19 protein-coding genes and 1 pseudogene are annotated in these 21,818 nt (G+C 58.8%); 12 read left to right on the top strand and 8 right to left on the bottom strand.

Going from position 1 to position 21,818, the window contains the following annotated elements:
* Positions 1-5 precede the first annotated feature (5 nt).
* From KVY02_RS18225 to KVY02_RS01650, 4 genes are all read right to left on the bottom strand, one after another.
* A complete protein-coding gene (locus tag KVY02_RS18225; RefSeq protein ID WP_256357548.1) occupies positions 6-2,231 on the bottom strand; it encodes a sensor domain-containing phosphodiesterase in 2,226 nt (741 codons plus the stop codon).
* A complete protein-coding gene (locus tag KVY02_RS18220) occupies positions 2,225-3,490 on the bottom strand; it encodes a hypothetical protein (protein WP_256357547.1) in 1,266 nt (421 codons plus the stop codon). The genes KVY02_RS18225 and KVY02_RS18220 overlap by 7 nt, the downstream gene beginning before the upstream one ends.
* Before the next feature lie 30 nt (positions 3,491-3,520).
* The gene (locus tag KVY02_RS01655; protein WP_218314178.1) at positions 3,521-4,549 is read right to left on the bottom strand and encodes a Bug family tripartite tricarboxylate transporter substrate binding protein; all 1,029 of its coding nucleotides are present in this window, start codon (positions 4,547-4,549) and stop codon (positions 3,521-3,523) included.
* 366 nt (positions 4,550-4,915) lie between these two features.
* On the bottom strand, positions 4,916-5,380 hold the full coding sequence (locus tag KVY02_RS01650) for a YchJ family protein (RefSeq protein WP_218314177.1): 465 nt from the start codon (positions 5,378-5,380) through the stop codon (positions 4,916-4,918).
* Between the two features lie 156 nt (positions 5,381-5,536).
* Between KVY02_RS01650 and KVY02_RS01645 the strand changes: the two genes are divergently transcribed.
* The gene (locus tag KVY02_RS01645; RefSeq protein WP_218314176.1) at positions 5,537-5,851 is read left to right on the top strand and encodes a hypothetical protein; all 315 of its coding nucleotides are present in this window, start codon (positions 5,537-5,539) and stop codon (positions 5,849-5,851) included.
* Between the two features lie 58 nt (positions 5,852-5,909).
* Here KVY02_RS01645 and KVY02_RS01640 read toward each other — a convergent pair whose 3' ends face one another.
* The gene (locus KVY02_RS01640) at positions 5,910-6,812 is read right to left on the bottom strand and encodes a LysR family transcriptional regulator (RefSeq protein WP_218314175.1); all 903 of its coding nucleotides are present in this window, start codon (positions 6,810-6,812) and stop codon (positions 5,910-5,912) included.
* Between the two features lie 89 nt (positions 6,813-6,901).
* On the opposite strand from KVY02_RS01640, the gene KVY02_RS01635 reads away from it, so the two are divergent.
* The 4 genes from KVY02_RS01635 (at position 6,902) to KVY02_RS01620 (ending at position 10,651) form a co-directional block, all read left to right on the top strand.
* Positions 6,902-7,540 (top strand): RraA family protein, encoded by a 639-nt coding sequence (locus KVY02_RS01635; protein WP_256357546.1) that lies wholly within the window; start codon positions 6,902-6,904, stop codon positions 7,538-7,540.
* A gap of 89 nt (positions 7,541-7,629) precedes the next feature.
* A complete protein-coding gene (locus KVY02_RS01630; protein ID WP_218314173.1) occupies positions 7,630-8,595 on the top strand; it encodes a tripartite tricarboxylate transporter substrate binding protein in 966 nt (321 codons plus the stop codon).
* 79 nt (positions 8,596-8,674) lie between these two features.
* Positions 8,675-9,124 (top strand): tripartite tricarboxylate transporter TctB family protein, encoded by a 450-nt coding sequence (locus KVY02_RS01625; RefSeq protein WP_218314171.1) that lies wholly within the window; start codon positions 8,675-8,677, stop codon positions 9,122-9,124.
* 12 nt (positions 9,125-9,136) lie between these two features.
* Positions 9,137-10,651 (top strand): tripartite tricarboxylate transporter permease, encoded by a 1,515-nt coding sequence (locus KVY02_RS01620; protein WP_218314170.1) that lies wholly within the window; start codon positions 9,137-9,139, stop codon positions 10,649-10,651.
* Between the two features lie 31 nt (positions 10,652-10,682).
* Here the strand turns inward: KVY02_RS01620 and argE are convergent, their stop codons facing one another.
* Positions 10,683-11,849, bottom strand: coding sequence for an acetylornithine deacetylase (gene argE, locus KVY02_RS01615; RefSeq protein ID WP_218314169.1), 1,167 nt, complete (start codon positions 11,847-11,849; stop codon positions 10,683-10,685).
* A gap of 175 nt (positions 11,850-12,024) precedes the next feature.
* On the opposite strand from argE, the gene ugpB reads away from it, so the two are divergent.
* The 4 genes from ugpB to KVY02_RS01595 all read left to right on the top strand — a co-directional run bounded on the left by ugpB (position 12,025) and on the right by KVY02_RS01595 (position 16,291).
* A complete protein-coding gene (gene ugpB, locus KVY02_RS01610) occupies positions 12,025-13,350 on the top strand; it encodes a sn-glycerol-3-phosphate ABC transporter substrate-binding protein UgpB (RefSeq protein ID WP_218314168.1) in 1,326 nt (441 codons plus the stop codon).
* Positions 13,351-13,481: 131 nt separating this feature from the next.
* Positions 13,482-14,366, top strand: coding sequence for a sn-glycerol-3-phosphate ABC transporter permease UgpA (ugpA, locus tag KVY02_RS01605; protein WP_039183234.1), 885 nt, complete (start codon positions 13,482-13,484; stop codon positions 14,364-14,366).
* Between the two features lie 27 nt (positions 14,367-14,393).
* Positions 14,394-15,236, top strand: coding sequence for a sn-glycerol-3-phosphate ABC transporter permease UgpE (gene ugpE, locus KVY02_RS01600; RefSeq protein ID WP_218314167.1), 843 nt, complete (start codon positions 14,394-14,396; stop codon positions 15,234-15,236).
* A gap of 2 nt (positions 15,237-15,238) precedes the next feature.
* Entirely contained in the window at positions 15,239-16,291 is a 1,053-nt protein-coding gene (locus tag KVY02_RS01595; protein ID WP_100732147.1) for a sn-glycerol-3-phosphate import ATP-binding protein UgpC, read from the top strand.
* Positions 16,292-16,321: 30 nt separating this feature from the next.
* Here KVY02_RS01595 and KVY02_RS01590 read toward each other — a convergent pair whose 3' ends face one another.
* Positions 16,322-17,905 (bottom strand): bifunctional metallophosphatase/5'-nucleotidase, encoded by a 1,584-nt coding sequence (locus tag KVY02_RS01590; RefSeq protein WP_218314166.1) that lies wholly within the window; start codon positions 17,903-17,905, stop codon positions 16,322-16,324.
* A 225-nt stretch (positions 17,906-18,130) separates the two neighbouring features.
* On the opposite strand from KVY02_RS01590, the gene KVY02_RS01585 reads away from it, so the two are divergent.
* From KVY02_RS01585 to KVY02_RS01575, 3 genes and pseudogenes are all read left to right on the top strand, one after another.
* The gene (locus tag KVY02_RS01585; protein WP_100732149.1) at positions 18,131-19,294 is read left to right on the top strand and encodes a glycosyltransferase family 4 protein; all 1,164 of its coding nucleotides are present in this window, start codon (positions 18,131-18,133) and stop codon (positions 19,292-19,294) included.
* Positions 19,257-19,797: pseudogene (locus KVY02_RS01580) on the top strand (phosphatase PAP2 family protein). Before KVY02_RS01585 ends, KVY02_RS01580 begins: the two are co-directional and overlap by 38 nt.
* A 93-nt stretch (positions 19,798-19,890) precedes the next feature.
* A complete protein-coding gene (locus KVY02_RS01575) occupies positions 19,891-21,336 on the top strand; it encodes a sodium/glutamate symporter (protein ID WP_081137972.1) in 1,446 nt (481 codons plus the stop codon).
* A gap of 65 nt (positions 21,337-21,401) precedes the next feature.
* Here KVY02_RS01575 and KVY02_RS18215 read toward each other — a convergent pair whose 3' ends face one another.
* Positions 21,402-21,533, bottom strand: coding sequence for a hypothetical protein (locus tag KVY02_RS18215; RefSeq protein ID WP_016915840.1), 132 nt, complete (start codon positions 21,531-21,533; stop codon positions 21,402-21,404).
* Positions 21,534-21,818: the final 285 nt, after the last annotated feature.

Raw genomic sequence — 21,818 nt, 5'->3', positions numbered from 1 at the left:
TCTCGTCAGCCAGAGGTGGTCGAAGCCGTGAATGCCGCCATGATGTTTTCGAGCTCCGCCAGCGGCATGGGTTTGGCCAGCCCGAAGCCCTGGAACATGTCACAGCGGTAAGTCATCAAACGTTGGTGCTGGGCGTCATTCTCGACCCCTTCGGCCACCACGCCAAGCCCCAAATGGTGGGCCATGGAAATGATGCCCTGCACGATGGCGGCATCGTCATCGCTGTGAATCAGCTCGTTGATGAAGCTGCGATCGATCTTGATGGTGCTGATGGGCAGGTGTTTCAGATAGCTCAAGCTCGAGTAGCCGGTGCCGAAGTCATCAATGGCGACGCTCACCTGCATGCTGCGCAGCGCATGCAGAATACCAATTGCCGCCTCGGTGTTGTTCATCAGGATGCCTTCGGTCAGTTCCAGCGTCAGCTGCTCGGCAGGAAGACCGGTCGACGAGAGCGTCTGGCGCAGCGTCGCCAGAAAGCTTGCGCGATGAAACTGCAAAGGCGAGAGATTGACCGCCACCTTCAGGCTTCCCAACCCCTTTTGCTGCAGGCTCAGCATGTCGCTACAGGCACGCTGCAGGACCCACTCGCTGATGGGCATGATCTGCCCCGTTGCTTCGGCCAGCGGAATGAAACGTGCAGGAGAGATATAGCCTTTCACAGGGTGCCGCCAGCGCACCAGCGCCTCGACACTGACGATATTACCCGAACGGTCGAACAGCGGCTGATAATGCAGCTCCAGACAATCATGCTCGATGGCTTCCTGCAAGTCGTTGCGCAGGATGACGCGCTCGCTGGCCAGCTCGTTGATGTCGTTACTGAACCAGGCATACGCATTGCGCCCTTGCTGCTTGGCCTTGTACATCGCCATGTCTGCCTGCTGAATCAAGCTTTGTGGCTGGGGTGTGGTCGGCCCACTGATGGCGATGCCGACACTGGCCGTCAGGTACAGCTCGTGGCCATCGATGCAGTAAGGGCGAGCCAGGGCGGGCAACAGGCGCTCGACGATGTCGATCACCTGCTTTTCGTCACTGACCGACGAAATCAGCAGCACGAACTCGTCACCGCCCAAGCGGGCCACCGTATCTTCCTGGCGCAGTGCCGCCTTCAGCCGCTGGCCTACTTCGATCAATACCTGATCTCCCACGGCATGGCCCAGGCTGTCGTTGATCGGCTTGAAATCGTCCAGATCCACGAACAGCACACTAATGGCATGCTCCCCCTGTTGGGCCTGGGCGAACTCTGCCTGCAGCGTCTCTTCGAAATGCATGCGATTAGGCAAGCGAGTCAGGTCGTCATGGGTGGCATGGTAAGCCAAACGTGCCTCGTAGGCCTTGTGCTTGGAAATATCGTGCTGCACCCCGACGAAGTGGGTCACCACGCCTTCCTGATCGCGCACCGGCGCGACGTAAAGATCGTTCCAGAACGGCGTGCCATCCTTGCGATAATTGCACAGCGTGACGTGGGTCTCATGCTGATGCTGGATACCGTGGCGCAGCCTCTCCACCATATCCGGGTCGCTCTCCGGCCCTTGTAGAAAACGACAGTTCTGCCCCGTGACTTCTTCCAGCGAGTAGCCGGTCATCACGCTAAATGCACGGTTGGCGTAGATGATGGGCAAATCCGGTGCGCGGGCATCGGCAATCAGCACGCCGTTCACGCTGGCTTCCACGCTGCGCTCCAGAGTCCGAAGGCGAGTCTGCTGGGCGCGGCTTGCGGTGACGTCCTGTGCAATGCCGTACACTCCGTCGACTCGACCATTGACCGTGATCGGAATACCGATCACATCCAGCAAGCGCTGCTGGCCATCACGGTGGCGCAGCGAGACTTCGAAGCGCGCGATTTCACCGCCCAGCACCTGCTGAAACTGTTGCGCCACATGCGTGACGTCGTCAGGGTCGACAACGTTGGCAAAGTGACGCTGCAAGACCTCTTCCCGAGGAATGCCGGTCACACGCCCGCAGGTTGCATTCGCTTCGATGAAACGCCCTTCGGGATCCACGGCAAAAATGGCGTCGGGGTGGTGCGCAAACAGCGAACGATAGCGCTGCTCGCTGTCGGCCAGGGAGTGGCGCGCTTCGGCCAGCTCTTTGGCCCGGGTGACGCTCGCGCCCACCAACCCCACGCTGAACGCCAGCAGCCAGCTCATCACCAGCCCACCCAGCGTGACGCTCAGCGGCATCACGCCCAACAGTGCCCAGTTGTAGTGTTGGCCGGGATAGGCGCTCAGCATGAGGTTGATCCCCCCGGCAACCCCATATGCCGAGATGCCAGCATCAGTGTGGAGGCTTCGCCATCATCGACCGTGAACCCGGAAGGGTGCAGCCGCACCAGACGGTGCTGAAGGCGGCTGACATCCACATGAAACGGCCCAAGTGCCAGGCGCAATTCATTACTCAGCAGCTCGCCCAGGTTGAACGAAGCCAGCAACCGTTGTGCACTATCCGGGATGGGGATCAACATAATCACGTTATTAGGCTGGAGGCTGTCCGGTATCAAGAGGCGCGGACGATCGAACGGAATATCGGCCCATGCCTGGACAGACGGAGTGCTCAGTTGCTCCAGCAGCCAGATATCGCTGGTGTGCCTGCGTCCCTGCGACCATGACAGCACTCCCGACGCATCCATCAGTGCAATCGCATGCAGACTGAGTGTGTCACGAAAATAGTTCTGGGCGTCGCGGGTCAACAACACGTCACGCGGTTGGCCCTCTACCATTGCCAGGCGTTCGGCCATACGCTGCATCAACTGCAGCCTTTCCGTCATCATCTGCTCGGCATTGAGCTGCACGCTATCCAGCAGATAACCCGCCTGCTGCTCGGTGGAAGAGCGTTGATGCATGCTCAACAGCAACCACGCAATGCTACTGGCCAACACCCCTGCCAACCCGACCATCACGGTCAAGCGGCCCGGGCTGAGCCGCTCATGACGCTGCCGCCAGCCGGCCACCAACAGTGCAGCCCCCAACAGAACGATGAACACCAGTACCGCCAGAGGCGAGGAGGTAAATAGCGTCACCTGGTTTGCCTGAGGACGCCATAACTGAAGAACCACCACACCGCCAAACAGCAGCAAACCTATGCCTGCCGCGCGCCACCAGCGCTGTCTTGCTACCCCTTCGACCCCGCGCCATAGGCAGACATTGACCACCAGCAACACTGCCGCCGCCAAGCTGGTTATGCGCGGCTGCCCAGTGACCCATGATTCGCTGACGCCCTGCGCCATCAGGTTGTGCAGCAAGGTGTACAGCAGCAGCAGCGTCAAGCCCCCGGCACTTGCCAGTCTCAACACGCGCCACTGGCACAGCGTGGCCAGTAAACTAACGCCGATGAGCAGCGTCGCCAGCGCGGCATCCGGCACCAGCATCGGGCCGAACACCACTTGTGGCAGCACCAGCCCCACCAACAGGCTGGTGGCGCCCATGCACAGGAGCGTCGCTGACACCAGCAGCAGTAGCGTCTCGGCGGCTAAATCACGAGTATTCAAGGGCATGGGACGTGGAGGCTCCGGTCGATGGTCTGGCTAGCGCTCGAACGCTAACCGCTGGGTCAGGCTTTCCAACTGTTGATACTGCTCATCCAGATACTGGCCATAGGCCTCCAGCGGGCGAAAGTCCACCAGAGAGCCGTGGGAGTCCATCAAGCGACGTGCCAGGTCAGGCGCTTCCAGCGCCTGACGGAAGGCGGTGGCAATGCTGGCCAGCCGTTCAGGAGGCGTGTTCAAGGGAGCAAGCAAACCGCGGTCCGTGGTATTGACCAGCGTGATGCCCTGCTCCAGAAGCGTCGGCACGGACGGTAGCGCCGCAAGACGCTGCTCGCTGGCAGCGCCCAGAGGCACCAGGGCACCCGACGCAAACAGGGTGCCTGCAGACGGCAGGTTGAGCATGGCAAAATCAAGCTCTCTGCCTAACAAGGCCACGACCTGGGCACCGGTATCAGGATACTGGACGAACTGTACATCGCTGGCATCGATACCGGCCTGCGCGAAGAAGTGTAGCCAAAAAAAGTGGTCCGTTGAGTTGGGAATCACCCCGAACAGCAGCTTGCCCGGCTGTTCGCGCACCTTTTCGGCAATCTGAGAAGCACTGCTGACCGAGTGACCTGCATAGGTGGCCGGAATATTCACGGTGCGGGTCAGCAGGGCAATGGGGGCGAATGCCTCATGCGAAAAGTTGGCAAGCCCCGACAGGTAGGCGAGGTCGATGGTTTGATGGCTGCCCAGTACGGTGTAACCATCGGGCGGGGATTCCTTGACGAACTGCGCCCCCAGCGTGGCCCCGCTGCCGGGCATGTTCACGACGACGATGGGGGCCTGTAGCGCGACCTGGGCACGCTCGGCAATGGCTCTGAACAAGACATCCGTTGCGCCGCCTTCCCCGTAGGGCAGCACCAGCGTCATGTCCGTGGCAGGGTAAGGCTCCGTTTGCGTCTGGCCATGGGCAGAGGCGCCCACGAAAAGGCTTAGCCACCCCAACAGCACGATGGCCCCCCAGCCGCTCGATGAAGACCATAAGCCACGCTGCCGTCGTCGTTCGGTTTGCTTCGCGTTCATCGGGGGTGCCTCATGCTACTTAGTCTTATCAATCAGCGCGAAAAACCGCTTACTTTTAGTGAGCGGATGGATAGCGCGGCATCCGCAGGATGCCCTTGCTGATGATTTGTACAGTGCTATACTACTCACGTCGACACGACCTACCGAGGGGCACTCGGAAAGTTACGTCTGTGGAGACGATGTGAGACCTGGGGGATATGAGTTGGTTCGCCACCGTAAAAATCCCCACTGTGGGACTTTTACGGCGATAACCAAGCCATTCCCTCGGGCAATCGTCTTGGAAGCAGAAACCAGGAAGGTAACAACCTGGGAATCCCCTTCCTTTCCGTCGCTAGACGGCAGCGCAAGCTGAGGGAGGGGAGGATGTCAAAGCTGGCAACATACCTTGAATTTGCGTCCGCTTCCACAAGGGCAGGCATCGTTACGGCCCGGCTTCAGGAGGATCACGGCGGGCTTTCCGTCGACGTACCACCACCGCTGCTCTTCCCATACGAACCGCGAGGCTTCTTCCAGCACCTGCCAACGGCCTGATTCCCTGAACGTTGCCTTGAAGTGCACGTGCCCTTCATCGCGGGAAGGCTGCGGTGCCGACACGATGACAAGCGACTGCCACTGCGTCGTGGGGTCGGGTGGCAGTGTGGCTGGGCGCGTGGTGGCGTGCCAGGTGGCCAGCAAATAGTCACGCTCATTCAACGCAAAGGCGGTGTATCGTGAACGCATCAGGGCTTCCGGGGTTTCTGGAATGGCCTGGCCCTGATGAAACGGCTGGCAGCAGGCTGCCAGTGGCAACGTGCTGCCACAGGGGCAACTTTCCGGCATGGGGTGGGTCATAACGGTGACTCTGGCTTGTGCAATAAGTAAAGGCTGTAGACGTTTTGTTTCGGTAATAGGGCCCGAGTCAGGTATAGTAGCAGAGCAAGATCTTCAGACAGACGGAGTACGACAACACGATCGATCATTCTTTCCAAACGCAGTGGAGGTTCTCCTATGAAGGTTTACAGACCGGAATGGCAGTGCACGTTTAGCGTAAACGAAGGCGCGGAAGAATCAGCAAACTGGAAAGAGCGAATCGCGTGGCGGCTTAGAGCATTGGCAGACCGCCTGGAAGGCAAAGGGCGTACGGTGAAGATCGACTACGACGTGTCGCCTACGGTTAGCCGAGACGAAGTCGACCACTGCCTGGGCAAAGGCTTTGAAGTCACCCAGAAGCTGTTGACCCAACTGGCTCGCCAGCAGGCCTGCGAAGATGTCATGCGCCATGCGAAAGCCGAGCTTTATGAAGAGCACTATCCTCAGCATTGAAGTCCTTCGGTAACGGTAGGCTTTCCACTCCTCATGGAGTGGAAAGTTTTTATGGGTATCACTGAATGGACTCACCCGCCTGCTTGGCCAGTATGTGTACGAACGCCTCCAATAATGGACTTGTCTCGCCTTTTCGAGTCACCGCTACCAGCGTGGTACTGATGTCGATATCTTCGACGGGTAGAAACACGACATCTCGCCGGTTGTTGGGCGTAATCGAACCGCTCACTAATGTGCCTCCCAACCCTGCTCCCACCAGTGCTAATGCCGTGTGTATCTCAATCGCGTCATGAATGATCGCCGGGCGAACGCCCTTCTCATCAAGGTGAGTCAGTATCTTCTGGCCAAAAGGACTTCGTGTATCTTTCGGATAGAGAATGAAGGGAAGTTGCTCGAAATCACGTATGGAAAAATGCGCTCGCTTGGCTAACGGGTGATCTACGGGCAGGGCGACCCAGAAAGGGTCGTCGATGATAATATTGTAGTCCATATCCGCCTGCCGTTCGAAGGTGCCGATGAACCGTGAAATACCAACATCAATCCGGCGCGCCCTCAGGCGCTCTTCCTGGTATTCCGACAGTACTTCGACGAGATCCAGGTGAACCTCGGAATGCGCCTCGCGAAAGCCTTTGATCACATTGGGCAGTAATGAAAACAACGTCGAGCGAATGAACCCTACCCCCAACCACCCGCCACTTCCGTTCGCCACTTGCTTGGCCTCTTGTTCCAAGCGCGACGCCTGTAGCAGCAGCTCTTTTGCGCGAGGATAGACGTACTTACCTAGCGATGTGAGCTGCATCGGTCGCGTTGAGCGATCAAAGAGCTCTCCACCCACGGTTTGTTCCAGCAGCGCAATTTGGGCACTGATGGCAGTCGGTGCTACGAAAAGTCGCTTAGCAGCGGCACTGCCCCCACCGGCATCGACCACCTCACAAAAATAGCGTACCTGGCGAAGATTCATTTTTTTTGAACCTGTGTGCGTTATTCGTTAATTGATTACAGACAATCAATAAACAATAGTAAAGTAGTTGTCAAACAAGGAGCATAATAATGACAAACAAGCATCTCGCATCACAACTGAGCCAGTTCGGCAGTGCCTCTATTTATGAAGCGCAAGGCGCCATCGGCGCTCTCGACAGCGGCATCAAACCTCTCTGCCCCTCTATGCGCCTCTCTGGCCCCGCCTTTACGGTGGAGATACGCCCCGGCGATAACCTCATGCTGCATTACGCCTTGCTGCATACCCGTCCAGGGGATGTCCTGGTAGTGGACGCCAAGGGCTTTATCGAGGCAGGCCCTTGGGGAGATATCCTCACAGAGCAGGCGATCAGCAAAGGCGTGGCAGGGCTGATCATCAATGGCTCAGTTCGCGATGCCCAAGCGATCAAAACGCTGGGCTTCCCAGTTTTCTGTCGTGGCTTGAGCATCAAGAGCACCGCCAAGAAGCAACCCGGTAAAGTCAATGCATCCATTTGCATCGGGGACACAGCCATTCAGCCTGGGGACTATATGTTCGGTGATGAAGACGGCGTAGTGGCGGTTCCTCAGCAACACCTCGCCGCGGTACTAGAAGCCACTGTCAAGCGCGAAAACGCAGAAGCCTCCTACCGGGAAGAGATCAAAAAAGGTCGCAGCACCGTCGAGCTACTCGGCCTGCAGGACACGTTACGGCACCTCAACCTGACTTAATGTCGCCCCGTCTATGTAGAACATGAACGATTGATACCGCTTCCTCATAACTACAAGCCTGTACAATAGATCATAAAAAGAGCGCAAACATGAAAACGATAACAACCATCAGTTTGATTACCTGTTTCTCGCTGCCCATGATTTTTGCAACCTCCGCGGCAGCGGCTGACTATCCAGAGAGACCCATCTCGACACTCATCTCCTTCGGCGCGGGAGGCAATACGGACGTGGGCGCGCGCATTCTGTTTCCGGCCGTCGAACGTGAGCTTGGTGTACCGCTTAATATTATCAACCGTCCAGGCGGCGGAGGCTGGGTTGGCTGGACACAGCTGCTCAACTCGCCCAGTGACGGCTACACGTTAGGGTACATCAACACACCCAACCTGATCACTGGATACCTGGATCCACAGTACCGCCGTAATGTCGACCTGGCTGATTTCGAACCCATTGCCAACCATGTCACGGATTATGGGGTTATTTCGATCAATAAGGACGAAAAACGCTTCAGTGATATTGATGAGCTGGTGGCCTATGCGCAGGCCAATGTGCTAACGGCCTCAACCACCGGGGCCAACGGTGATGATCACATCGCCATGCTGAAGATGAATCACCAGTACAACACGCAATTTGTGCCTGTACACACGACAGGCACAGCAGAACAGCGCGCCGCTATTCAGGGGGGCCATGTCGATGTCAACTTCTCTAATGTGGGCGATACCAACATGGCACACCGCAACGGCGATCTGAATATTATTGCGATCATGGCGCCTGAGCGATCATCCTTCATTCCCGACGTGCCGACCCTGGAGGAGCTTGGCTATTCAGGCGTCATCTCCTGGTCAGCGAGAGGCATTGCAGCACCAAAAGGGATTGACCCTGCCCAACGCGAGCTGCTGGAGGCGGCGTTCGTTCGCGGCATGCAGGATCCTGAGCACATGGCCAGGATGGAAGAGATGGGCCTGATGGTCGACATCCGTACTGGAGATGCCTACCGAGAGATGCTGGAGGAGGAAGAGGAGAGCGTTAGAGCACTCGAAGACCTCCTCGGTTGGTAGTCAAGTCGCTGGCCGTGACAGCTCCACGCTTCACGGCCCCCTCTCACTCCATTCTCTACAATAATAAACTGGTGGTTTTATGAAAACGCTCCATATGGACGTGTCTATTGGGTTAGCCATGCTGCTGTTCTCAATCACGTTTTATAGTCTGACAATGATGATGCCCGCCGACCCAGCGGTGTTTCCTAAACTCATTCTTTCCGTTTTAGGCTTGTTTTCGCTACTGATTCTCGTATCGGGTATCTCCAAGACACGAGCAGCCCAAAAGGCCAACGTCAACTCCACGCCTGTGTGCCCCCATATACGCGGCCCTGCCGTGACGTTTACCGCTCTGTGTATCTATTTAGCGCTCATCAGCGTCCTTGGCTTTTTTACGGCCAGCTCCCTCGCCGCCCTTTTTTTCATGTTTTACTTCGGCCTCAAGTCGTATGTCCAAATGTTCTTCGTCCTCGTGCTGATGAACACCTTTGTCTATCTACTATTTGTCTGGCAACTTCGCATTTCGCTGCCTACCGGACTGCTCTTGTAGAGGAGAGGGATCATGACTATTGATACAGCCCTACTTTTATCGGTGCTCTCCCAGCTTGCCTCTCCAGATGTCCTCCTCATGCTGATTGTCGGGGTCCTCGGAGGAATCTTTCTGGGCGCGCTGCCTGGACTGAGTGCCACCATGGGCATTGCCCTGCTAATTCCGGTCACGTTTGGCATGCAACCAGTAGCGGCGCTGGTTTTGCTTGCAGCCATTTATGCATCGGCGGTATATGGGGGGTCCATTACGGCAATCCTGATTCATACGCCAGGCACACCGGCATCGGCCGCGACGGCAGTGGATGGCTATCAGATGACACAGCGCGGCGAAGGGCTCAAGGCATTAGGAACTTCTACGCTCTGCTCTGTAATCGGCGGCTTGGTGAGCGTGATGGCCCTGCTATTACTCGCACCTCCTTTGGCACAAATTTCACTGCGCTTCAGCGCACCAGAATATTTTCTAATCGCCATATTCGGCTTGACCATTATTGGCAGTCTTTCGAGCGGTGCTCTGGTGAAAGGTCTTTCTGCCGGCCTCTTGGGTCTATTGATCAGCTTGGTAGGAGTCGATGTGATGACCGCTTATCCGCGTTTCACCTTTGGCATAGCTGAGCTGGAGAGTGGAATTTCGCTGATTCCCGCCATGATCGGCCTCTTCTCTATTTCGCAGGTCATGATTCAAGCAGAGAAGCTGCACGGTACCCACGCCCCTAGCTCCCAAGCCCCCAAGCTGAGCGGACAGCTCTTCCCCAGCCGAGCCGAGTGGCGAAAACTGAGACGCACGATTTCGCGCTCTTCGGTCATTGGCGTCGTCGTAGGCGCCTTACCGGGCGCGGGCGGCGATGTGGCGTCTTGGGTGGCATACAACGAAGCCAAGCGTAATGCCAAACAGTCGGATCGTTTTGGCAAGGGCGAGATCGAAGGGTTGGCCGCAGCGGAAACAGCCAACAATGCCGTGACCGGCGGCGCCATGATTCCCCTGCTGACGCTAGGTATTCCAGGCAGTGCGGCGACTGCCGTCATGTTGGGCGGACTGTACATTCATGGCCTGCAACCCGGTCATGAACTGTTCAGCGTCAATGCGCATATTGTCTATGCCATTATCGTAGGACTGCTGCTGGCCAATATATTGATGGGGATCGTCGGCTTGGCGTTGGCAAAGCAGGTTGTCAAAGTGGCAACGGTGCCTTTTGCCATTCTTGCACCGATCATCGTGGTGTTATCAGTCGTGGGTGCCTATACCATCAATAACAGCATGTTCGATGTTTATGTCATGGCCGCGTTTGGACTGCTGGGCTATATGATGCGCAAAACCGATTTCCCAACAGCCGCCATCGTATTGGCTATGATTCTCGGCGCAATGGCGGAGATCGGCTTCCGACAATCTTTGGTGATGTCCAAAGGCAACCTGCTGGGCTACTATTTTGACCGCCCCTTTTCACTACTGCTCATGGGGCTGATCCTACTAGCCCTTTCCTCGCCCCTCATCGTACGTTGGAAGCGGCACAAGGCACACCAAGTAGTCTAACGCGATAAGTCTCAATAGCAGCCATGGCGGGTCACTGCCATGGCTGCTTCAGCGTGGTAGCCATCTTACCTAGGAAGGCAGTACACGCCTCTAATTGTGCAAGCTCGATATACTCATCCGGCTGGTGTGCCTGGGCAATACTGCCCGGCCCCAGAATGATCGTCTGCAGCCCCTGCCCCTGAAACTGGCCAGCCTCGGTGGCGTAGGCCACGGCATGCTGGCAACAGCCTGCCGGAAGGTGCGCTTCTGCCAGTTGCAGCACCTGCTGGTTGTCACGGTTTGCCAACCCGGGCACCGTCACGTTCAAGGGCTCTGTGGTGATGTCGACGGTTTTCCCCTGAGCCGCCAGGGCCTCACTCAGCGTGGCGCAGTAGTCGCTGAAGCGGGCATACACCTCTTCGAAGGTTTCCGTAGGCAGGTGGCGTATCTCCCACTCGAACTGGCACTCCCGCGCCATGATATTGATGGCCGTGCCCCCCTTGATCTTGCCCACGTGCAGGCTGGTATGCGGCACGTTGAACGCCTCGTCCACGCGTCCTTCTTCGACCAGCGTGGCCATGGTGTCCTCGATGAAAGTGACCAGCCTGGCCGCCACATGAATCGCCGAGGTGCCCTGGTTCACCTGGCTGCTGTGGGCCTCGCGCCCCACTACAGTAGTGCGCAGGTTGGTAGCGCCTTTCTGGGCAACCACTGGCTGCATGCTGGTCGGCTCGCCGACGATGACCCGTGCCGTGGTGGAGTAGTGCTCATAAAAGCGCTTGATCAGACTCGGCGCCCCAACACAGCCGATCTCTTCGTCATAGGAAAAGCCCAGGTAGACAGGCTGCTGCAAAGGCGCCTTGACCCACTCGGGCACCATGGCCAGCGCGCAGGCGATGAACCCTTTCATGTCGCAGGTACCTCGCCCATACAACCGACCATCGCCCCCATCACGCAGGGTGAACGGGTCGCTGCTCCACGGCTGCCCTACGACGGGCACCACATCCGTATGCCCGGAAAGCATCACCCCGCCGGGCGCATCAGGGCCGATGCGCGCAATCAGGTTGGCTTTGGTGCCACAGGGGCTCATCACCCGCTCGGAAGCGACGCCAGCCTTGGCCAGGTACGCTTCGACAAATTCGATCAGGGCCAGGTTGGACGCGCTGGAGGTGGTATCGAAGGCGACCAGTCTGGTCAGTAGCGTGGTGACATCGCTCATAGTGCTCTCGCTGTGCAGGCTTTTGGCCACCCTAGCACCGCCATGGGCATTTGGAAATGCTGACCGTCACGACAACTTCACCGTGCGTTCATGAAAGCGTCATCTACACTTTCTACTGTGCAGTGCACCCAAAAAATTCAACAAACGTACTGCGCATGACCTACAAGGAGTCGTTATGTCTCGTTTCACGTTGCATGCTCTTGCCCTCGGTGTGGCGACGGCCACTTTCAGCCTGTCGGCCCAGGCCACGACCAACATTCAGTGGTGGCACGCCATGGGAGGTCAGCTCGGTAACCTGCTGGAAGAGATGACCGAAGACTTCAATGCTTCCCAGGACGATTACCGCGTCACCCCCAGCTATCGGGGCAACTACACCGAAACGATGACTGGCGCGATCGCGGCCTTCCGTGCAGGCGAACAGCCCCACATCCTGCAAGTATTCGAAGTCGGTACCGGCACCATGATGAATGCCGACGGTGCGATCTACCCGGTCTACGAGCTGATGGAAGCCCACGGCCGTGCTTTCGACCCGGATGCCTTCCTGCCCGCCGTGGTGGGCTACTACACGGACACCAACGGCAACATGCTGTCGTTCCCGTTCAACTCCTCGACGCCCATCATGTACTACAACCGTGATGTGTTCGAGGCCGCTGGCCTGGACCCGGAACAGCCGCCACAGACCTGGGAAGAACTGGCCGAACAGGCCACTCAGATCACCGAGTCGGGTGCCGCACGCTGTGGCTTCACCTCTTCATGGCCAAGCTGGGTGATGCTGGAGAACTTCTCCGCCATGCACAACTCGCCGCTGGGCACTCTGGAGAACGGCTTTGGTGGCCTGGAAACCGAGCTGAACTTCAATAACGACCTGGTGGCCCGCCACTGGGACAACCTGAAAGCCTGGCAGGACGCGGGTGCCTACAAATGGGGCGGCCCCGGTTCAAGCCCTGATGCCGAACCCATGTTCTACTCCCAGGAGTGCGCGATCTTCTTCGGCTCATCGGCCTCACGGGCAGATGTAGCAGCCAACGCCGACTTCGAAGTAGGCTTCGGCATGCAGCCCTACTATGCCGATGTCGACGGCGCGCCGCAGAACTCGATTATCGGGGGTGCCACGCTGTGGGCACTGCAAGGCCATAGCGATGAAGAGTACGAAGCCGTTGCTGCCTTCTTCGAGTACCTTTCAGAGCCCGAAGTGCAGGCCAAATGGCACCAGCAAACCGGCTATCTGCCGATCACTCAGGCGGCATGGGACTTGAGCACCGAGCAGGGCTATTACGACGAGAACCCAGGCGCGGATATCGCGCTCAAGCAGATGACGCTGAACGAGCCCACCGAAAACTCGAAGGGCTTGCGCTTCGGCAACTTCGTGCAGATTCGCGACATCATCTCCGAAGAGATGGAAGCCGTCATGACCGGCAACAAATCTGGTCAGGCCGCTGCCGATGCAGCCGTTGAGCGGGGTAACCGCCTGCTGCGTGACTTCCAGTCCGCCAACCAGTAAGTAAGCACTTGCTTCGCCGCCTGGTACTGATCAGGCGGCGAAGTCGTTTCAAGTATCGCTAGGCATCGGTGTACTCCTCGACCTGCGTACCCCTCGCCTTACGTGCTACCCGTTCTCGCGGAAACCTGCTTATGCAAACCAAACGCATGACCTTTCCGGGGCGCTTTCTGCCTTATGCGCTGCTGGCCCCGCAAATCGTCATTACGCTGATCTTTTTCATCTGGCCGGCGGGCAAGGCGCTGTATCAATCGCTGCTGCGCGAAGATGCCTTCGGCCTGCGCACGACCTTCGTCGGTCTGGAGAACTTCACTCGCCTGTTCAGCGATGGCAACTACCTCAATGCGCTGTCGGTCACGGCCACCTTTGCCATCGGCACCACGCTGCTTTCGATGTCGGTGGCGCTGTTGCTGGCCTGCACGGTGAATCGCATGATCCGTTCGCGCAGCGCCTATACCACCCTGCTGGTCTGGCCTTATGCCATTGCGCCCGCCATTGCCGGGGTGCTGTGGTGGTTCATTTTCAATCCTTCCATCGGCATCGTGCCTTACATGCTCGACATGGTGGGCTACCGCTGGAACCACCGCACGTCAGGAAGCGACGCCATGCTGCTGGTGATCTTTGCCGCCGCCTGGAAGCAGATTTCCTACAACTTCCTGTTTTTTCTAGCGGGCTTGCAGTCCATCCCGCAGTCGTTGATCGAAGCCGCCGCCATCGACGGGGCCAGCCCCATGAAGCGCTTCTGGACCATCGTCTTTCCGCTCCTTTCCCCCACCACGTTTTTCCTGATGGTGGTCAACGTGGTGTACGCGATGTTCGATACCTTCGGCATTATCCACGCCACGACCCAGGGCGGCCCCGCACAGGCCACCAACACCCTGGTGTACAAGGTGTATGCCGATGGCTTCGTAGGCTTGAACCTGGGCTCTTCGGCGGCGCAGTCGGTCATTCTGATGGCCATCGTGATCGCCCTGACCATCGTTCAGTTCCGCTTCATCGAGCGCCGGGTCAACTACTGACCCAGGCGGATTGTGAGGAGTTTCGTTATGGTTGAAAACCGCCCCTGGGCCAACATTCTGGCCCATCTGACGCTGATCCTGGGCGTTGCCGTGGTGGTGTTTCCGGTGTACGTGGCGCTGGTGGCCTCGACCCAGGCACCCGGCGACTTGCTGCGCGGCACGCTGCCCATGCTGCCCGGCAGCCACGGCCTGGAAAACTACACGCGCATGTGGCAGTCCGGCGTTTCCAACGCGGGCGCGCCACCGGCAGGCACCATGCTGTGGAACAGCTTCGTAATGGCCATGGCCATTACGCTGGGCAAACTGTCCATCTCGCTGCTGTCCGCATTTGCCATCGTCTATTTTCGTTTCCGCTTTCGGATGCTGTTCTTCTGGCTGATCTTCATCACCTTGATGCTGCCGGTGGAGGTGCGCATCATCCCCACCTTCCAGGTAGTGGCCGACCTGAAGATGCTCAACAGTTTTGCCGGGCTGTCGATTCCGCTGATTGCCTCGGCCACCGCTACCTTTCTGTTTCGCCAGTTCTTCATGACCATCCCTGAAGAGATGCTGGAAGCCGCCAGGGTGGACGGCGCAGGGCCGCTGAAGTTCTTCAAGGACATTCTGATGCCGCTCTCGATCACCAATATCGCGGCGCTGTTCGTGATCATGTTCATCTACGGCTGGAACCAGTACCTGTGGCCGCTGCTGATCACCACCAACCCGGATTACTACACCATCGTGATGGGCATTCAGCGCATGACCTCCGATGAAAATCCCCAATGGCACTTGATCATGGCGGCCGTCGTCATGGCGGCCCTGCCGCCGGTTCTGGTGATCCTGTTTATGCAACGCCTGTTCGTGAAAGGCCTGACCGAGACGGAGAAGTAACCATGGCCAGCATTACCCTGGAAGGGCTGAAGAAAACCTACGCCGGTAACGTGGCAGCCGTCAAAGGCATTGACCTGCACATCGAAGATGGTGAGTTCGTGGTACTGGTGGGGCCTTCCGGCTGCGGTAAATCGACCCTGCTGCGCATGGTGGCCGGGCTGGAAACCATTACCGAAGGCACGTTGAAGATCGGCGAGCGGGTGGTCAATCGGCTGGAGCCAGCCGAACGGGACATCGCCATGGTGTTCCAGAACTATGCGCTCTACCCTCACATGACGGTGTACAACAACCTGGCCTACGGCCTGAAAAACCGCGGTTTCAAGAAGCATGACATCGACCAGCGCGTGCGCGCCGCCGCCAAAATGCTGGAAATCGAGGAGTATCTGGAGCGCAAACCGCGCAAGCTTTCAGGTGGCCAGCGCCAGCGCGTGGCCATGGGACGCGCGCTGGTACGCGAGCCCTCGGCCTTCCTGTTCGACGAGCCGCTCTCCAACCTGGATGCCAAGCTGCGGGTGCAGATGCGCGTCGAGATCAAGCAGCTGCAGCGTCGTCTGAAGACCACCAGCCTGTACGTCACCCACGACCAGCTCGAAGCGATGACCTTGGGCGACCGCCTGGTGGTGCTGAACGCAGGCAATATCGAGCAGGTGGGCACGCCCATGGAGATCTACACACGGCCTGCCACGCTGTTCGTGGCCCAGTTCATCGGCTCCCCTGCCATGAACATCCTGCCGCAGGCCTATCTGGCCCCCCAGGATCATCAAGGGATATTGAGCCAGCTGCCGGAAGGCACGGACACTCTGGGTATTCGCCCGGATGACATGCTGCTGACACCGCCTGCCGAGCCGCATATCGCCCTACGAGCCACGCTGATGCTATACGAAGCAGCCGGGGCCGAAAGCCACCTGTACGTGCATCTGGCCGACCGCCAACAGCCTACGGTACTGAAAACCGCAGGCCAGCCTCCCGTTCAGGAGGGCGAGACGCTCAACCTGTACGTCACCGCCGGTGCCCTGCACCCGTTCAATGCCACCACGGGGCAGCGCACCGGCTGAGCCTACCGCTTGCCCAGGGCGATGAAGTGACTATTCGTCCTGGGCAATATCGACAATACGACCTTGAGGCTGGTAAAACACCTCGCCATGGGACACCACGTGATCGCGCAACATTTCCCAATCGGTATGGCCCACGATGGTATAGCGCCCATCTTCATGGGCAGCGCCCAGCGCCGTGTGGCCATCGCCACCTGCCGCGGTGAAGTTGTTGGTGGCCACGGTATAGGTCTTGTCCGGATCGATCGCCTGCATGGCGCCTTCACGGTTCACCTCCAGGCTGATGAGACGCTCGCCTGCGGGCTGACGGCTGTCGTAGGTGAGCCGCGTGCCTTCCGACACCTGCAGGAAGCCGCCGCTTTCGTCCGGCGCATTGGTCAGGGCGATTTCGAAGGTTTCAAGCAGCTCGGCACCGGTGACTTCCAGTAACGTCAACCGGTTACCGAACGGCTGCACGGCGATCAGGTCGCCGACGGTGATATCCCCTTGGGGCAGCGCCTCACGAATACCGCCGCTGTTCTGTAGCGCCATGAGGGTGTCCGGTACCACCTTGCGCGCTGCATGGAGCTGACCGTCGGCAATCAGGTTGCCCAGCGCCGTCTCGTTGGCGCGTACGCTCAGCGCATCGCCCTGGCCATGACGAGGGTTGGGCAGCGCCAGAATCGCCTTCGCACCTACCTGTTCGTCACGCAGTGCCTCGATGGCCGCGGTATACGGTGCTAAAAGCTCCAGCGCAGCCGCATCCGGCGTGCGCTCGTCAACGGCCAGCAGCTCACCGCTGACCTCCTGCACCACGCCCTCGGCATCGAAGGTCACCTGCATGACTCCCAGGTGCTGGCCATACTCACCTGCCTGCCCTATCACGGTGGGCGCTGGCCAGTGCTCGGTCAGCAGCGTAGGCGGTGCGACCCGCGTATGGCTATGCCCCCCGATGATGACATCGATCCCCTCGACCTGCTCTGCCAGCAGCAGGTCGTTACCGACGCTGGGGTCGCTGTCGTAGCCCAGATGCGTGAGCGCAATGATCTTGTTGACTCCCTGTGCCTCGAACGCCTCGACCATCGTTTCGGCCGCCTGTCGATACTCACCAATGGTGACCTGGCCCGGGCTGGAGATGGCATCGCTATCCTGGGTGCTCAATCCGAAGATCCCGATACGCTCCCCCTGATGTTCGAGGATCATGCCGTCATAGAGATACCCCGGCTGGGGGTCGGCCGTGATGCTCTCCCCGAGGCGCTCGGCAAACTCGGGAGAAGCCGAAAAGTCCAGGTTGGCGCCTAAAATGGGGAAGTCTGCCCCTGCAAAGAACGCCGCCAACGCCTGATGACCGGTCTCAGGGTCACCCAGGTCGAACTCATGATTCCCCGGCACGAACGCGTCGTAGCCCATCAGGTTCATGAAGGTCAGTGCGTCCTGGCCCTGAAACTCGTTGAAGTAGAGCGTCCCGGAGAAGATATCCCCCGCATCCAGCAGCAACCCCTCGCCATAGGTCTCCCGGGCCTCGTTCAAGGTGGCCACCAGGGCCGGGTAAGCATCCGTGCGGCCATGCAGGTCGTTGGTGTGATAGATCGTCAGGGTAAAGGTATCGTCGGCCATCACGGCTGATGCCGAGATCATGAGTGCGCCTGCAATGGCGCATGGAGTAACAAAGTGTCGTGAGGTCATGGACTGAGTTCCTTCCGTCAGGGTCAAGTCACGTTCTTCTTCATATAACGATAGTTGCTCTCTGCAACACAAGGCATGGTCATTCGCCATGTCATCGCTTGTTCACTTGGCTGTCGCCTCGGTGTCACTGTTGAGCCTCACCATGGTGGCTAAACGTGATAAAGGGATGAATCGCTCATGCGACTCTGTATCGTCAGCGAAACATGGTCACCGGAAATCAACGGCGTCGCGCACACGCTGAACCGGCTGTGTCGTGAACTGCTGTTGCTGGGCATCACAGTGGACGTGATACGCCCGGCGCCGCGTCAACCCGGAAGCGCCGCGTGCGCTACTCGGGAACTTCAGGTCAGGCGGTTTGCGCTGCCTAACTATACCGACGTTCAGGTAGGCTTTGCCCGCCCCGGGAAGCTTCAGCGCTTTTGGCAGCAGTACCGCCCGGATGTCGTGTATCTGGCGACCCAGGGCCCGCTGGGCTGGGCAGCCCGCCAGGCAGCCCAGCGCCTGGACCTGCCACTGGTGGCCGGTTGGCATACCAACTTCGACCACTACTGTCAGGATTATGGGGTTGCCTGGCTGAGCAAAGCGACACGACGCTATTTGCGCTATTTCCATAACGGCTGCGCGCTCACCCTGGTGCCTACCCAGCAGCAAGCCGTGGCGCTGCGCCAGGATGGCATCAAAGACGTACAGGTGCTGTCCCGGGGCATCGACGGCGAACGCTTTTCGCCCGCCCACCGCGACCTCGCGCTGCGTCAGCAGTGGGGTGTCAGCGAGCATCAACCGGTAGCCCTGTACGTAGGGCGCCTGGCACCCGAGAAGAACCTTTCGCTCCTGCAGGAAACGTTGCAAGCCATGCGCAGCGCTCGCCCCGATATGGCTCAGGTCATCGTCGGCGACGGCCCGGCCCGCAGCCAGCTGCAAAAAGCCTTGCCCGAGGCCCACTTCACCGGTTTCGTAGACAAGCATTCGCTGGCTCGCCATTACGCCAGCGCCGACATGTTCGTGTTTCCCTCGCTGTCTGAAACCTGGGGCAACGTGGTGACCGAAGCCATGGCCAGCGGTCTGGCGGTCGTGGCGTTTCGCCACGCGGCCAGCGCAGAACTGATTCACAGTGGCCATAACGGCATCACCGTGGCGACCGACGATGCGCTGGGCTTTCAACACGCGGCGGTCACGCTGTGTCAGCACCCTGCCGATTACGCACGACTAGGAAGAGTCGCCCGCCTGCGCGCGCTGGAACAGAGCTGGACGGGCATTGCCGAGCAATTTCTACGTTACCTGCACCATGCCCAGGAGGCCCGCCATGCGAGCTCGCCCGCTTGTCGTATTCGATCGTCTTGACCTGTTGGAGTGGCGCTTGTGTCAGCGCGTGACGCATCTCTCGCTCTACCGCCCCTGGCGTCTGACGCTCCAGACGGCCAGCAAACTGGGTGATTGGCCCATTTGGGTACTACTGATTGCAGCTCAGCCCTGGCTGCAAGCGGACGGCCTCTGGCGCATGTGGCAATACTCACTGATCGCGCTACTGGCGATCCTGGTCTATAAGCTGGTGAAAACCCGGCTGTGTCGTGAGCGTCCCTTCATCACCTACCTGGGGGGCGTCCACTGTGGTGAACCCGCCCGAGACCGCTACAGCTTTCCCAGTGGCCATACCATGCATGCCGTGATGTTCAGCGTGCTGGTGGCTAGCCATACCCCCCTGGCTGTTACCCATTGTGTTACCGCTTGCCTTGATCATCGCGATCTCGCGGGTGGGGCTGGGCCTGCACTATGTCAGTGACGTGCTGGCCGGGGCCGCCATGGGCTATGGATTTGCGCTATTGGGACTCTACTGGATGGGCTAGGCCCTTTTCGAATACCTGAACGCCATAGCGCTTTCATTTGATTGGCGCTACGTTTATCTCATTACCCTTTTCGAATCATCAAGGAGCGATGAGATGACCATGACCGTTGGTGAACTGTTTATCGCGCTGGTGCTCATTGCGCTGGTGCTGCTGGTCAGTAACGCGCTGCGCCTTTGGCTGCCCTGGCTGCGCCGCCTGTTTCTCCCCAGCTCGGTGATTGGCGGGCTGCTCTTACTGCTGCTCGGCCCCGATGTCATCGGGCGCTTCATGCCCACGCTTTTCGAAGATAGCCCCGGCTTGTTCCCCGCTTACGTCCAGGAGAGCTGGTCGGCGCTGCCCGGGCTGCTGATCAACGTGGTCTTTGCTGCCCTATTCATTGGCAAGGCCATCCCTGGGCTGCGCACCATCTGGCTACGCGCAGGGCCCCAGGTCGTGGTGGGTCAGACCATGGCCTGGGGCCAGTATGTGGTCGGGCTAAGCCTTGCCCTGCTGGTGCTGGTACCGCTTTTCAACATGAACCCCATGGTAGGGGCGCTGATTGAAATCGGTTTCGAAGGGGGGCACGGCACCGCCGCGGGCATGGCCGACACTTTCGCCGATCTCGGTTTTGAGGAAGGCGCCGACCTGGCGCTTGGCCTGGCCACCGTCGGCATCGTTTCGGGGGTGTTGATCGGTACGGTGATGATCAACATCGCGGCACGCAGAGGCGTGGTCAAGCCCACCCGTGAAGAAGACCAGCCGGATGAAAGCCTGCGTGAAGACGAGCGGCCCTCTACAGAGGAGTTCAGCGAATTCAAAAAGGATCTGGCACAAGAGGCAGGCACCACCGACCCTTTGAGCCTGCATATTGGCCTAGTGGGCATTGCCATCGTGATTGGCTGGCTGCTGCTGACAGGCCTGCAGTGGATCGAGCAGATGACCTGGGCGCGCGACGGTGGGCTGGAAATACTCGCCCACGTGCCGCTGTTTCCCATCGCCATGATTGGCGGGGTGATCGTACAGCTGTGTGTCATGCGCTTTGGGCTGGAACGGCACGTATCCACCCGCACCATGTCTCGTATTGCAGGCACCGCTCTGGATTTCACCATTGTGGCCGCCCTCGCAACGCTTTCGCTGACCACACTGGGCGATTACTTCGTGCCGTTCCTGCTGCTGGCCGTTGCCGGGATTGCCTGGAGCCTCTTCGTACTGATCGTGATTGCTCCCCGCGTCATCCCCGAAAACTGGTTCGAACGCGGTATTGGTGACTTCGGCCAATCCATGGGGGTCACTGTCACGGGGCTGTTGCTGATGCGCATGGCAGACCCCAAGAACAAGTCTGGCGCACTGGAGAGCTTTGGCTACAAACAGCTGATGTTCGAACCCGTGGTGGGCGGTGGCCTGTTTACCGCCGCCGCGTTACCGCTGATTGCCCAGTTTGGCGCACCTGCCGTGCTGGGCTTCACGGCCATACTAACCGTCGGCTGGCTGGCATTTGGACTGCTCTACTTTGGCCGGATGGTGCCCGACCGTGGCAAGGGTCGATGGCAAGGCAAGTAAACGTCACATAGCAAAACGCCCGCAGCTGCGGGCATTTTTGTATTGGATGGCTTACATAGGATGGCTTACATATCGGGCGGCATGTCGTCACGCTCTTCCAGGCCCCCGGAAAATGACGTCTTGAACGCCATATACAGGCCCACCCCCGAAAACCCCAGGAAGAGCACGAACATGCATAACATCAATACCATCGCCATAACGCGTGTCCCTGTCAGTGTGCGGCCGTTGCGTTGACGTCTTCTCACCGCTAAAAGTTGGTCTACACGACAGGATAGACCAAAACACTGCGCCCATCTGTACCATTACTGTACAGACGCAGGGATGGATTTGTAAAATTATCTAAAATCAGTTACTTGAGAAAACAAAAATAACGCAAAAAAACCATCCCACGCACGCGAGATGGCTGTTTTGCATCGCTGCCAATCCTTGGCTTTGATGGCCAGCACATCCAGGTGCTGACAAGAGTGGGCAGGCTCGATGTC

This window comes from Halomonas sp. 18071143, assembly GCF_019211725.1.
Taxonomy (GTDB): domain Bacteria; phylum Pseudomonadota; class Gammaproteobacteria; order Pseudomonadales; family Halomonadaceae; genus Vreelandella; species Vreelandella stevensii.
This window is presented reverse-complemented; position numbering and strand designations above follow the sequence as displayed.

Excerpts from the sequence above, each read along its gene's own strand:
- KVY02_RS18225 (WP_256357548.1), bottom strand. The coding sequence starts at position 2,231 with ATGCTGAGCGCCTATCCCGGCCAACACTACAACTGGGCACTGTTGGGC.
- KVY02_RS18220 (WP_256357547.1), bottom strand. The coding sequence starts at position 3,490 with ATGCCCTTGAATACTCGTGATTTAGCCGCCGAGACGCTACTGCTGCTG.
- KVY02_RS01655 (WP_218314178.1), bottom strand. The coding sequence starts at position 4,549 with ATGAACGCGAAGCAAACCGAACGACGACGGCAGCGTGGCTTATGGTCT.
- KVY02_RS01650 (WP_218314177.1), bottom strand. The coding sequence starts at position 5,380 with ATGACCCACCCCATGCCGGAAAGTTGCCCCTGTGGCAGCACGTTGCCA.
- KVY02_RS01645 (WP_218314176.1), top strand. The coding sequence starts at position 5,537 with ATGAAGGTTTACAGACCGGAATGGCAGTGCACGTTTAGCGTAAACGAA.
- KVY02_RS01640 (WP_218314175.1), bottom strand. The coding sequence starts at position 6,812 with ATGAATCTTCGCCAGGTACGCTATTTTTGTGAGGTGGTCGATGCCGGT.
- KVY02_RS01635 (WP_256357546.1), top strand. The coding sequence starts at position 6,902 with ATGACAAACAAGCATCTCGCATCACAACTGAGCCAGTTCGGCAGTGCC.
- KVY02_RS01630 (WP_218314173.1), top strand. The coding sequence starts at position 7,630 with ATGAAAACGATAACAACCATCAGTTTGATTACCTGTTTCTCGCTGCCC.
- KVY02_RS01625 (WP_218314171.1), top strand. The coding sequence starts at position 8,675 with ATGAAAACGCTCCATATGGACGTGTCTATTGGGTTAGCCATGCTGCTG.
- KVY02_RS01620 (WP_218314170.1), top strand. The coding sequence starts at position 9,137 with ATGACTATTGATACAGCCCTACTTTTATCGGTGCTCTCCCAGCTTGCC.
- argE (WP_218314169.1), bottom strand. The coding sequence starts at position 11,849 with ATGAGCGATGTCACCACGCTACTGACCAGACTGGTCGCCTTCGATACC.
- ugpB (WP_218314168.1), top strand. The coding sequence starts at position 12,025 with ATGTCTCGTTTCACGTTGCATGCTCTTGCCCTCGGTGTGGCGACGGCC.
- ugpA (WP_039183234.1), top strand. The coding sequence starts at position 13,482 with ATGCAAACCAAACGCATGACCTTTCCGGGGCGCTTTCTGCCTTATGCG.
- ugpE (WP_218314167.1), top strand. The coding sequence starts at position 14,394 with ATGGTTGAAAACCGCCCCTGGGCCAACATTCTGGCCCATCTGACGCTG.
- KVY02_RS01595 (WP_100732147.1), top strand. The coding sequence starts at position 15,239 with ATGGCCAGCATTACCCTGGAAGGGCTGAAGAAAACCTACGCCGGTAAC.
- KVY02_RS01590 (WP_218314166.1), bottom strand. The coding sequence starts at position 17,905 with ATGATCTCGGCATCAGCCGTGATGGCCGACGATACCTTTACCCTGACG.
- KVY02_RS01585 (WP_100732149.1), top strand. The coding sequence starts at position 18,131 with ATGCGACTCTGTATCGTCAGCGAAACATGGTCACCGGAAATCAACGGC.
- KVY02_RS01575 (WP_081137972.1), top strand. The coding sequence starts at position 19,891 with ATGACCATGACCGTTGGTGAACTGTTTATCGCGCTGGTGCTCATTGCG.
- KVY02_RS18215 (WP_016915840.1), bottom strand. The coding sequence starts at position 21,533 with ATGGCGATGGTATTGATGTTATGCATGTTCGTGCTCTTCCTGGGGTTT.